This window comes from Bacillus safensis (genome assembly GCF_039619585.1).
GTDB classification, from domain to species: domain Bacteria; phylum Bacillota; class Bacilli; order Bacillales; family Bacillaceae; genus Bacillus; species Bacillus safensis.
The window spans coordinates 3,044,981-3,057,026 of record NZ_CP154909.1 but is presented as its reverse complement, the minus strand read 5'-3'; the positions used below and the strand labels follow the sequence as shown (position 1 = coordinate 3,057,026).

The 12,046-nt window shown below is 44.1% G+C and carries 12 protein-coding genes; 11 read left to right on the top strand and 1 reads right to left on the bottom strand.

The window, feature by feature from the left end; translation table 11 throughout:
• Positions 1-277 precede the first annotated feature (277 nt).
• The 4 genes from AAYR28_RS15785 (at position 278) to AAYR28_RS15770 (ending at position 3,593) form a co-directional block, all read left to right on the top strand.
• The gene (locus tag AAYR28_RS15785) at positions 278-1,306 is read left to right on the top strand and encodes a FecCD family ABC transporter permease (RefSeq protein WP_081372098.1); all 1,029 of its coding nucleotides are present in this window, start codon (positions 278-280) and stop codon (positions 1,304-1,306) included.
• Positions 1,303-2,304, top strand: coding sequence for a FecCD family ABC transporter permease (locus AAYR28_RS15780; protein ID WP_034624490.1), 1,002 nt, complete (start codon positions 1,303-1,305; stop codon positions 2,302-2,304). Before AAYR28_RS15785 ends, AAYR28_RS15780 begins: the two co-directional genes overlap by 4 nt.
• A gap of 17 nt (positions 2,305-2,321) precedes the next feature.
• Positions 2,322-3,224: an iron-hydroxamate ABC transporter substrate-binding protein gene (locus AAYR28_RS15775; protein ID WP_034281000.1), complete on the top strand. Its 903-nt coding sequence runs from the start codon at positions 2,322-2,324 to the stop codon at positions 3,222-3,224.
• 144 nt (positions 3,225-3,368) lie between these two features.
• Positions 3,369-3,593, top strand: a complete 225-nt coding sequence (locus AAYR28_RS15770; RefSeq protein ID WP_024423530.1) for a phage holin — start codon at positions 3,369-3,371, stop codon at positions 3,591-3,593.
• An 86-nt stretch (positions 3,594-3,679) separates the two neighbouring features.
• On the opposite strand, the gene slrR is transcribed toward AAYR28_RS15770, so the two are convergent.
• The gene (gene slrR, locus AAYR28_RS15765) at positions 3,680-4,150 is read right to left on the bottom strand and encodes an HTH-type transcriptional regulator SlrR (RefSeq protein ID WP_034280998.1); all 471 of its coding nucleotides are present in this window, start codon (positions 4,148-4,150) and stop codon (positions 3,680-3,682) included.
• Between the two features lie 257 nt (positions 4,151-4,407).
• On the opposite strand from slrR, the gene AAYR28_RS15760 reads away from it, so the two are divergent.
• From AAYR28_RS15760 to AAYR28_RS15730, 7 genes are all read left to right on the top strand, one after another.
• Positions 4,408-5,139, top strand: coding sequence for a YveK family protein (locus tag AAYR28_RS15760; RefSeq protein ID WP_024423528.1), 732 nt, complete (start codon positions 4,408-4,410; stop codon positions 5,137-5,139).
• On the top strand, positions 5,129-5,812 hold the full coding sequence (locus AAYR28_RS15755; protein WP_024423527.1) for a CpsD/CapB family tyrosine-protein kinase: 684 nt from the start codon (positions 5,129-5,131) through the stop codon (positions 5,810-5,812). Before AAYR28_RS15760 ends, AAYR28_RS15755 begins: the two co-directional genes overlap by 11 nt.
• A gap of 165 nt (positions 5,813-5,977) precedes the next feature.
• Positions 5,978-7,852, top strand: a complete 1,875-nt coding sequence (locus AAYR28_RS15750; protein ID WP_120207732.1) for a polysaccharide biosynthesis protein — start codon at positions 5,978-5,980, stop codon at positions 7,850-7,852.
• Complete coding sequence (locus AAYR28_RS15745) at positions 7,818-8,966, top strand: glycosyltransferase family 4 protein (protein ID WP_120207730.1); 1,149 nt, start codon at positions 7,818-7,820, stop codon at positions 8,964-8,966. The genes AAYR28_RS15750 and AAYR28_RS15745 overlap by 35 nt, the downstream gene beginning before the upstream one ends.
• Positions 8,959-9,798, top strand: coding sequence for a glycosyltransferase family 2 protein (locus AAYR28_RS15740; protein ID WP_120207728.1), 840 nt, complete (start codon positions 8,959-8,961; stop codon positions 9,796-9,798). The genes AAYR28_RS15745 and AAYR28_RS15740 overlap by 8 nt, the downstream gene beginning before the upstream one ends.
• On the top strand, positions 9,791-10,921 hold the full coding sequence (locus AAYR28_RS15735; RefSeq protein WP_120207726.1) for a glycosyltransferase family 1 protein: 1,131 nt from the start codon (positions 9,791-9,793) through the stop codon (positions 10,919-10,921). The genes AAYR28_RS15740 and AAYR28_RS15735 overlap by 8 nt, the downstream gene beginning before the upstream one ends.
• 14 nt (positions 10,922-10,935) lie before the next feature.
• Positions 10,936-12,039, top strand: a complete 1,104-nt coding sequence (locus AAYR28_RS15730) for an EpsG family protein (RefSeq protein ID WP_120207724.1) — start codon at positions 10,936-10,938, stop codon at positions 12,037-12,039.
• Positions 12,040-12,046: the final 7 nt, after the last annotated feature.

The following is a 12,046-nucleotide window of genomic DNA, read 5'->3' as shown; positions in this document are numbered from 1 at the left end:
ACATCTGTTTGTAATATTTTTATAACATTTGACTTACTTTTGTAATTTTAGGGGATATTCATGCGAAATGTCAACTATTTTCCTATTAAACTATGAGAAAAAATGATAGGCCGTTCTGAGCGTCAAAAAGAAATCTCCTTTCTCTGCTCCGCACATACCTTCATTAATTAAAAAATAGGGTGTACATTGATTTTTTAGAGGCTGGCGGCTATAATTTTGTTGATTATGATTCTCATTTTCAAACTGACTTTTAATGAAGAAAAGGATGACACCGATTTTGCAGGATAAGCGAAAACCTCAACAAAAACGATCATCACATATTCTGTTCTTTTTGATATTTTTTCTCGCCGTTATTGGTTTAGCGGCTGCCATGTTTTTTGCTGTGTCATACGGTGCAAAAACATTGTCTCTGCAAACGGTTTGGACAGCTGTATTTGACTACCAGTCAAATGTTACAGAGCAGCAGATCATCCATGAATTAAGACTCCCCCGTGTTTTAGGGGCAGCTCTAGTGGGAGCGGCGTTTGCCGTAGCGGGTGCTCTTATGCAGGGCATCACAAGAAATCCACTGGCAGATGCGGGGATTTTGGGCATTAATGGAGGTGCGATGTTTGTGGTCGCTCTCTGTTTTGCTTTTTTTCCAGGAATACCTTATTCAGCACTGATGTTTTTTTCCTTTATTGGTGCTGTGCTCAGTACGCTGCTGATCTTTGCGATTGGTGCGGCTGGCGGCGTATTGACACCGCTGCGCCTCACTGTGGCAGGGGCGGTTGTAGCGGCATTGCTTCATGCGCTCAGCTCTGGGATCGCGATTTATTTTGACCTGAGTCAGGATCTGGCTTTTTGGTATGCAGGCGGGGTAGCTGGTGTGAAATGGCCGCAGCTGACGATTCTCGCCCCGGTTATTCTGATTGTGATCGTATGGGCAATGCTATTAGGCCGGTCACTTTCCTTACTATCGCTCGGTGAAGATACAGCGGCAAATTTAGGGGTGAAAACACGACAAGTGCGAATACTAGGAATGACCGCTGCTGTGTTATTAGCAGGGGTTTCTGTATCAGCAGTCGGGTCGATTGGGTTTGTCGGTCTCGTCATCCCGCATATTGCACGAAAGCTTGTTGGTGTAGACTATCGTTTCGTTATTCCGATGTCAGCGATACTAGGCGCAATGCTGCTTGTCTTTGCAGACCTTGCCAGCCGTACAGTCAATCCGCCAAGAGAACTTGCCATTGGCGTGATGGTGGCACTTGTTGGTGTTCCTTTCTTCTTATACATTGCCAGAAAAGAAGGGAGGAACCTGTCATGAGAGAGAAACAGCGTGCTCTTGTCGTGACACTCGTTTTGCTTTGCCTGAGTGCGGCTGTGGTGCTGTATAGTTTAAATACCGGTACGCTGAAACTAAGCCCTGTCATGGTCGTCAAGACGTTATTTGGCTTTGGAGATTTCCAAAGTGAAACGGTGCTGTTTGACTATCGTCTGCCTCGAATTGTGGTGACGATGTTAGCTGGTATTGGTCTTGGCATTGCTGGCGGCATTTTGCAGAGCTTATCCCGTAACCCGCTGGCCGATCCTGGGATAATTGGACTGAATGCAGGGGCGGCATTTGGCTTAATTGTGTTTGTGACATATTTTCACGCACTTGAAGGCAATCCGTCTCTTCTTATTCCGCTCTTTACGTTTGGCGGCGGACTGCTCGCGGCAGCGGTCATCGTGCTTCTTGCATATGACCGGCATGAAGGGCTTGTTCCTATCCGGCTGATCTTAGTTGGCATTGCGGTTGCTGCGGGATTTAGTGCACTCACCTTATATTTGTCATTGAAGCTGGATGAAGATACATATACGTTTGCTTCAAGATGGCTTGTGGGCAATGTATGGGGGAGAGACTGGATTCATGTGCTGGCGCTTCTGCCTTGGATTGTATGCCTTGTGCCGCTTACGCTGATGCAGTCAAACACGCTCAATGCATTGACATTAGGAGATGCTGTCGCCTCAAGTGTAGGTGTACGTGTCCAGCGTAAACGCCTCCTTTTGCTGACCTTAGCGGTAGGCCTCGCGAGTGCAAGTGTTTCAATGACAGGCGGTATTGGCTTTATAGGCCTAGTCGCCCCGCATTTGGCTAGACGGCTTGTCGGTTCATTGCATCAGTATTTTTTACCAGTTAGTGCGCTGCTTGGCTTGTTGATTTTGGTCAGTGCCGATACAATCGGACGTTCCATCTTTGCTCCAAATGCGATACCGGCGGGTGTGGTCGTGGCCTTTATCGGTGCCCCATATTTTCTTTATTTATTAACTAAAACGAAATAAACACGAAAGAGGAACTCATCATGAAAAAATTACTAGTGTTTGGATTAACGCTCTGTTTCTTGCTGCTTGCCGCTTGCGGCGGACAACAGGAAACAAAGAATACAACAAATGAAAAGACCAATGGAACACCAAAGATAGCTTCCTTGTCTATTCATTTAACAAATGACTTATTAGCACTAGGTATCAAGCCGGCGGGCTCTGTTGTAGGAGGAGACTTAAAAGATTTCCTTCCACATGCGAAAAAGCAGCTGAGTCAGACGAAGAAGCTCGGCATTGCAGCTGATCCAGATATGGAATCACTGCTTGCGTTACAACCAGATGTCATTTATGTTGATGAAGAATTAGCCGGACAAGACTTATCGAAATATAAAAAGATCGCTAAAACAGAAGTGTTTAATTTAAATGATGGCACATGGCGGGATCATTTGAAAAAAATCGCCAAACACGTCAATAAAGAAAAAGAAGCGGATCAATATATTAAGAATTACAATCAAGAAGCAAAAGAAGTCAAATCGCTCATCAAGAAAAAGATTGGAAACGGAAAAGTCATGGCGATCCGTGTGACAGCAAAGGAGCTTCGTGTATTTAGCATGAAGCGCCCAATGGGTCCTATTTTATACGAGGATTTAGGCCTGACACCTGTCGATGGTGTGAAAAAGCTGGACAGCAAGCGCCCATTTGAAGTGATTTCTCAAGAGGTTCTTCCTGATTATGATGCTGATGCGATCTTTGTCGTTGTCAACCGTGATGATAAAGCGCAGCAGGCATTCAAGCAATTAGAAAAGACTCCGATTTGGAAGGGTCTAAAAGCAGTGAAGAAAAACCAAGTCTATCCGATTGCTGATCAGCCGTGGCTCGATTATTCAGCTCTAGGCAATAAAATGGCATTGGATGAAGCAAAAGAGATGTTTTCTAAATAATAGCAAGTGAAATCAGGCATCATTCTGCATATAGGAATGATGTCTCTTTTTTTTGATTCGTTCTTCTATTCATTCGGCGGCTGCATACATATGAGAGAGAACAAGCAATACCGCCCGTAAGAAGAGGAAAGGGAGGGGTTACAGTTGGAGGTTCAAAAAATTAGTGCAGGTACAATTGCAAGGCTTGTGCTGCTTTTACTGGCGCTTGTTAACAGTGCGCTAACCGCTGCGGGAAAAAGCCCAATTCCTATTGATGAAGAAGGCGTTCAGCAATTTATCACGCTGGCTTTTCTGGGAATTACATCACTATGGGCCTATTGGAAAAACAATGATATAACGAAAAAAGCACGAACAAAAAAAGAAGAATAAAAGAAAAAAGAGCCTTTCATGAATCAAAGGCTCTTTTTCATCGAAGCGTCAAACGCCTCTCCCCGCAATCATTCTTCCTGAAAGGCTTACGCCCGGCGTTCTCCCATGTTGTTGAGGAAAGCTTTTACTTCCTCAATGCTTAAACCAATTGCCTTCGCTTCACTCATTAGACGCTTCCACTCTGCGATATTTGAATCGGTCAGCTTTCTATGGGTGACATGTAACGACTTTTCTTCCTGCTCCTTTCGGTACGTTTGGAGCAGCTGATAGAGCTCTTCTTTAGGCATGCCTGATTGGACGGCACTCACAATATGCTCCCGCCATTCGTGTTCACTACCCTCAGCGTAATGAAACATCATCGTCTCTGCATCAAACAGCTCTTGTAAATCGATCTCTAATGAAGAGGATACCTTTTTTAAGAACTGGACAGATGGATTTCTGTGGACACCACGCTCAATTTTGCTCAAATATGACTTAGAGACATGAGCATCCTCAGCCAGCTGCTGAATCGAGTATCCTTTTCTCTTTCGGTAAATGCGTATCACCTTGCCTATCATTCGATCAATGATCTCCCTTCTCCCCGGCGAATAGTTCTGCGACCTTTTCGTTCATTATAAGAAATAAATTGTTCTTTATAAAATTCAAAAACGTAAGAATCAGGAAGTAAACAAAAGAAAACGAACGATTTCGTTCTTTAAAAAGAACTATAAGACCTATTATGACATTTTTCTTTGCGGGTATTATCTTTTATAATCCAATCATTAACAAAAAGAAACCATATATAACCTTTTTATGATGAAATCGGGAGGTATCTATGAATGAGAATATAGGTTTTAAGCAGCTGTTTTCTGTCATTAAAGAGAAAATGGCCCTTCTGATCCTGATTGTCCTGATCGTAACGGGCATTTCAGCCTATTATCAGTTCTATGTCTCGACTCCTGTATATCAGGCAACCACTCAAATTCTTGTTCATAAACGCAGCAATGACGCACAAGCAGATTTAAACGATATTCAGATGAACCTTCAATATACACGTACCTTTCAAGTTTTATTAAAAAGCCCAATCGTCATTGAAAAAGTAAAAGAAACACTCCATCTCACAGAATCAGCTGAAGGACTAAAACACAAAATTGCCACAAGTACAGAAAATGAGTCTGAGGTCATCAATATTTCTGTACAAGATGAGGATCGCGCGAAGGCAGTCGCCATTGCGAATACCGCAACAGAGGTGTTGCAAGAAGAAATCAAAAAAACAATGAATATGGATCGCATTAATGTTTTGTCTGAAGCCAAGCTGTCCAACACGATTCTGATGAATTCAAGGAAATTCGTTCATATCGTTCTGGCACTAGGCGCCTCTTTATTAGGAGGCATGACACTCATTTTCTTAATGAATTTACTCGATGATACTGTAAAACGAACACATCAAATAAGAGAAGAGATCGGATTGCCGTCGCTTGGCAGTGTCTATCAGATGCAGGCAGACAGGAGGGCCAAAAAAGACAAGCAGTCCGTCATAACGGGAGGACAGAACATTGATCTTTAAGAGGAAGAAAAGAGAAAAGAGAGATTTATCCTGTATTTCTGTATTAAATCCTCACTCTGTCATTGCGGAACAATTCCGTACGATCCGAACAAACATCGAATTCACATCGATCCAAACAAGGCTGAAATCGATATTAGTGACCTCCTCCTTACCGAAGGAAGGGAAATCATTTACGGCTGCAAACTTAGCAGCTGTTTTTGCACAGCAGAACAAGCGGGTGCTGCTCATGGACGCTGATTTGCGAAAGCCGGCCGTCCATGAATATTTTGACCTGAGTCATCATACCGGTTTGACGAATGTGCTATTAAATAATTGCAGCTTGGAAGAAGCCATTTTACCGACACCGATTGAGCATTTAGAGCTGCTTCCGAGTGGAACCATTCCGCCGAATCCAGCTGAGCTGCTCTCCTCTTCTGTGATGAAGCAGCTCTTTTATGAGATTGAACAGCAATATGACATGGTGATTGTTGATTCCACGCCGCTTCTGCCAGTTGCAGATGCAAAGATCTTGGCGAACCGGACGGATGGGAGCATTCTCGTTGTCTTAAGCGGCAAAACAAAGATTGCTGCTGTGAAGAAATCAAAAGAAGTATTAGAAGGAACAACAAGTAAACTGCTTGGAGCTATGCTAAATGGCAAGAAAGAGAAAAAGGGCAGGCTGTATATGTATTAAAAAGATTGATAGGTGATGTCTCCTAATCTTTAACAATGGAGGCACTCGATCCTGCTGTGGGCATAACCGGTGCCTTAGATGCTCGTCATCAGTAGTGGGATGTGAGGACGGGTTTGATGCCCATGTTACGTAAGAATAGTGATGCTTTAAAAAGGGGGAGGAGCGTTGACTTACGCCCAAAGATTATCAATCATCGTAGCACTAGATTCATATCTCATCTTAGTTGCCGTCTTTTTTGGTTTTCAATTTGTCCAAGAGGCGGCTTTAACCGTTTATACATTTGAAATGCTCGCCATTTCTTCACTCAGTCTGCTCATTGGGCACCATATATTTGCCTGCATGTTTCATGTGTACAAGCAAGTATGGGCTTATACAGGAGTAAGAGAGTTATTTTCTTTAATGAAGACCTTTGTGTGTTCTTTTTTATTTTCGATGACGATGCTGTACCTTTTCGTGCAGACATGGCCATTTCGGTTTTTATTCATCGTGTGGCTTTTTCATATCTTATTCATCGGTGCATCTCGTATGGCCTCTAGGCTATTTCATGACGGGGCAAAACGGCTTCAAGCAGAAAAAGAGCGGGCATTAATTATTGGCGCCGGATCAGCGGGGACCATGCTCGTTCGTCAGCTTCAGCAATCGAGTGATGTACATATTGAGCCAGTCGCCTTCATCGATGATGACAAGACGAAACATCGGCTTGAAATTATGGGTCTGCCTGTCATAGGAGGAAAAGAACAAATTCAAACGGCTGTCGTCATGATGGATATTCAGAAGATCATCATCGCCATTCCGTCCAAAAGCAGCCACACCTTAAAAGGGCTGTATAAGGAATGTGTCGCGACCGGGGTCAAAACACAGATCATGCCGGAAATGGAGCAGATTTTAAAAGGAACCCATGCGCTGAATCAATTACGGGATGTACAGCCAGAGGATTTACTAGGGAGAGAACCGATTCAATTAGATACGAGCCGTCTATCTGCTCATTTAAAGGGAAAAACGATCATGGTCACAGGGGCAGGCGGATCGATTGGATCAGAAATCTGCCGTCAAATTTGTGTGTTTGCTCCTCAAGCGATTGTACTTGTGGGACATGGAGAATTTAGCATTCATTCTATTTTACTAGAGCTGAAAGAATTGTATGGAGGCAGCATCAGACTCTATCCACAAATTGCGGATATTCAAGATAAACAGAAAATGAGTGAAATCGTTGGTCAATTTCAGCCGGATATGATTTATCATGCTGCGGCACATAAGCATGTTCCGCTCATGGAGATCAGTCCGAAAGAAGCCGTGAAAAACAATATTATCGGGACAAAAAATGTCGCAGAAGCCGCATACGAGCACGGTATTGAAACATTCGTCCTCATCTCATCTGACAAAGCGGTCAACCCTGCTAATGTGATGGGAGCTACTAAGCGGTTTGCTGAAATGCTGATCATGCAAATGGGGGCAAGCAGTGAAACAAAATTTGTCGCCGTTCGATTTGGAAATGTACTCGGAAGCAGAGGGAGCGTCATCCCTATTTTTAAGAAACAAATCGAGCAAGGCGGGCCGGTGACGGTCACGCACCCAGCCATGACAAGATATTTTATGACCATCCCAGAAGCATCAAGGCTTGTGATTCAGGCAGGTGCACTGGCAGAAGGAAGACAGATTTTTGTTTTAGATATGGGGGAGCCAGTGAAAATCGTGGACCTCGCAGAAAACCTCATTCACCTCTCAGGCTACACCACAGACCAGATTCCGATCACTTTCACAGGCATTCGTCCTGGAGAGAAAATGTACGAGGAATTACTCAACCAGCATGAAAAAGCACAGGAGCAAATCTTCCCGAAAATTCATATCGGCCATGCGCTGGATGGTGACCCATATGTGCTGAACCGCTTTATCCATGAATTTGACATGATGAGCGAAGAGCAAATGAGACAAGCATTATTTGCTGCCATTGAGTCACATGATATGTTGTCCGAACAGATGAAACGAGAGGAGGAGCCGCTTGTCAATGAAGAAAAAAGTCTTGTTTTGCGCAACGGTTGATTATCACTTTAAAGCCTTTCATCTTCCGTATTTCCGGTGGTTTCAGGAACAAGGATGGGAAGTGCATACAGCGGCAAACGGCCAGCTGAAGCTGCCCTATGTGAATCAAGCTCACTCAATTCCGATTCAGCGCTCTCCTTTTCATGTACGCAACCGGCTTGCGTATGTAGAACTGAAGAAGCTGTTAGCAAAAGAGCACTATGATTTCATCCATTGCCACACACCAATGGGAAGTGTCATTGGCAGGCTCGCAGCCAAAGGTACGCGCAAAAAAGGAACGAAGGTTCTCTACACGGCACATGGCTTTCACTTTTGGCAGGGGGCGCCGCTTCAAAACTGGCTGCTCTATTATCCAATAGAGAGATTTCTAGCCCGCTATACAGACGCTCTGATCACCATTAATGGAGAAGATTTTAAAAGAGCCGACCGTCTATCAAAAGAGCGGGCATCTGTATATTATGTGCCCGGTATGGGTGTGGATATGAAGCGGTTCGCACCTGTCGATGAAAATGAGAAGCAGCGTCTTCGCGCAGCCTATGGCTTTTCCTCGGAAGATTTTATCGTGCTGTGTGCTGGCGAATTAAATACGAATAAAAATCAAGGGATGCTCATCAAAGCATGTGCACAGCTGTCTAGGAAAATACCAAATATAAAGATCGTGTTTGCGGGGGAAGGGACAATGAGACCGAACTATGAAAAGCTTACCCGCCAGCTCCATCTTGAAAAGCATATCCACTTTGCTGGGTTCTGCAAACAAATAGAGGAATGGATGCATATGAGCGATGTATGTGTTTCCACCAGCTTGAGAGAAGGGCTCGGAATGAACCTGCTTGAAGCGATGTCTGCAGAAAAACCTGTGATCGCAACGGAGAATAGAGGACATTGTGAGCTTGTCAAACATGGCGTCAATGGTTTTTTAGTTAAACCGCAAGATGTGAATAGTTTAGCTGATTACTTGCAGCAGCTCTACGACAAAAAAGATCAGCTGCCCCTCATGGGAAAAGCGGGACGCTCTATGGCTCATGCATTTGCACAGGAGCAGACGGTCAGTGCAATGGAAGAAATTTATACAATCTATATGGATCAAGCAGAGAAGGTGATACAGCATGCATAAACCAAAGGTGTCTATGATCATGGGCGTCTACAATTGCCAAGAGACAGTAGAAGAAAGCATTGAATCTATTCTTCATCAAACATATGAAAACTGGGAGCTCATCATATGTGATGACGCATCAACAGATGGCACTTATGAGAAAGTGCTGTCTTATACAAAACGACATCCTGAAAGAATTCGCCTGATCCGCAATAAACAAAATCAAAGACTCGCTGCCAGTCTCAATCGCTGCCTGGCTGAAGCGAGGGGAGAGTTGATTGCAAGGCAGGATGGCGACGATCTATCAGTGCCTGTTCGTTTAGAAAAACAGGTTCATTTCCTCGATACATATCCTGAATATGATGTGGTCGGTACGGCGATGACGGTTTTTGATGAATCTGGAACAAAGGGTGTACGGGCACTTGTGTCAGAGCCTGATCGGAAGATAATGGCAAGAGGGACTCCTTTTTGTCATGGGACCATTATGATGAGGGCTTCTGCTTACAAGGCTTTACATGGATATCGTTCTGTAAAAACAACAAGGCGGATGGAAGATATCGATCTTTGGATCCGCTTTTTTGCTGCTGGGAGAAAAGGCTTTAATTTACAAGAGCCGTTATATCTGGTGAGAGAGGATGATGCGGCTTTTCAGCGGCGGAAGTTTCGATATTCGATAGATAATGCCTGGCTCGTTTTGAAAGCATGCTGGCTATTAAAGCTGTCGCCGCTTGACTATTTATTTGCTCTAAAGCCGGTGGTCCGTGCCTTCTTGTCACCGAAGATCATGAAGCTTTATCATCGCCGGAAGCTGGCGTCGTCTATGCTGAAGAGGAGGGCGGTTCGGGATGAGTGAGCCAAAGCGCGTGCTTCATATTGTGGGCGGGATGAACCGCGGCGGAGCTGAAACGATGATTATGAACATTTATCGTGCACTCGACAGGAATGTCCTTCAATTTGATTTCATTACCCACCGGCAGGACGTCTGTGATTATGATGAGGAAATTCGCCGGCTTGGGGGACGCATCTTTTACGTCCCAAGTATTGGGGCGTCCTCTCCGGTTGCTTTTGTGAAAACATTGACCAAGACAATTAGGCAAACAGGGCCCTATCAGGCAGTGCATGCACATACGGATTTTCAGACAGGCTTCTCCGCACTTGCTGCCAAACTAGCGGGGGTGAAGGTGCGCATTTGCCATTCACATAATACAGCGTGGAAGCCGTCGCCAAACTGGCTGGATCATATGATGCTCAAAGGGTTTCGCCAGCTGATCTTTACATTCTCTACACAGCTTGTTGCATGCGGCGAGGATGCCGGTGTCTTTTTATTTGGACAGAAAAAAATGCAGAACGGGCAAGTTGAGGTGCTTCCAAATGGGATAGATTTATCCCTTTTTTTTCGGTCTGATCCAGACGAAAAGGCGGAGATCAAAAAGCACCTCCATCTTCGCGAAAAAAACATGGTCATCGGTCATATTGGGCGGTTCCATGAGCAAAAAAATCATGTTTTTTTTATGGAGCTGGCACAGACCTTAAAGAAGCAAGGAGTTTCATTTCAGCTTGTCCTCGTAGGGGATGGACCGCTGAAGCAAGTAGTCGAATCGTATGCGGAGAAGGCAGGCTTGATGGATGACGTTGTCTTTACAGGCGTCGTATCAGACGTTCCACAGTATATGAAAGCATTTGATGTATTTGTGATGCCTTCCTTGTTTGAAGGTCTTCCGCTTGTATTAGTGGAAGCACAGGCGTCTGGTCTGCCTTGTGTGATTTCAGATCATATTACAGAGGAAGTAGATTTAGGCTGCGGGCTTGTGAAAAGGAAGTCGCTGCGAGATTCCGCGCATGAATGGATGAAGGCGGTGCTTGAAGCATATCATGCAGAACCTCCTCTTCAAGAGACCATTACCTCTCAGCTTGAAAAAAGAGGATTTGATGTGAAACAGAATATTACACGTGTGATGAATCTATACGGACTGTAAGGAAGGAAGAGCAGATGGCGGTTTATTTGGTGAACATGATCATGGTCTATTTATGGTCGAGCTTTGCCGCATTCTACGGCAGGCGTGATGATACCATTCAAAGCGGATGGCGGCCTAATAAGCTTCTGGTGTTTTTTCCGTTTCTGTTTCTTTGTATCGTAGCTGGTATTCGGTATAAAGTAGGAACCGATTTTGTCACATATGGCCAGATGTATGAGTTCTCCATCAATTACGAAAAGCCTTGGCATATATTTGGATTCGGTGTGGATAAGGCCGCAACGGATCCAGGGTTTACGTTTATTTTATGGATGCTTAATCAACTGTCTCATGATCCGCAAATCATGTATATCTCAGTCGGAGCCATTACTTATTTTTTTATCATCAAGACGCTTATTCAATATGGCCGTCCATTTGAGCTGAGTATGCTGCTTTTTCTTGGGACCTTTCATTATTATGCGTCATTTAATGGCATGCGTCAGTATATGGTGGCAGCGATCCTCTTTTACGCCATTCGGTTGGTGATCAATGGACAGTGGAAATTGTATTTTCCGCTCGTCCTTGTATGTTCATTGTTTCATTCATCCGCTCTCATCATGATTCCTGTGTATTTTATTGTGAGAACAAAGGCTTGGTCTTGGATGATGCTGGTCTTATGCCTGGTGTTCTTAGGCTTAACCGCTCTTTATGACCGTTTTGTCTCGGTGTTTGTCGTGATGCTGCAAGGCAGTTCATATGGTCATTACGAGGAGTGGCTCACAACGAATACGAATGGAATGAATGTGACAAAAATCGGTGTCTTGATTTTGCCGCTTCTGCTTGCTTTTTTTTATCGAAAACGACTTCGTGAGCTGACGCCTGAGAGTGATTACATTGTGAATTTTTGTTTGCTTGGTTTCTTGTTTGGCATCCTTGCAACGAAGGATGTCATTTATGCAAGATTTCATATTTATTTTGGCTTGTATCAGCTCATTTTACTGCCATATTTCACACGCATTTTTGATCAGCGGTCTAATGTGTTTATGTATGTAGGGATTGCTGTTTGCTATATTCTGTACAGCATCATGCTGATGCCGTTTGATTCTTCGGTTTTGCCGTATAGAACGATATTTACAAAGTAGATTTGAA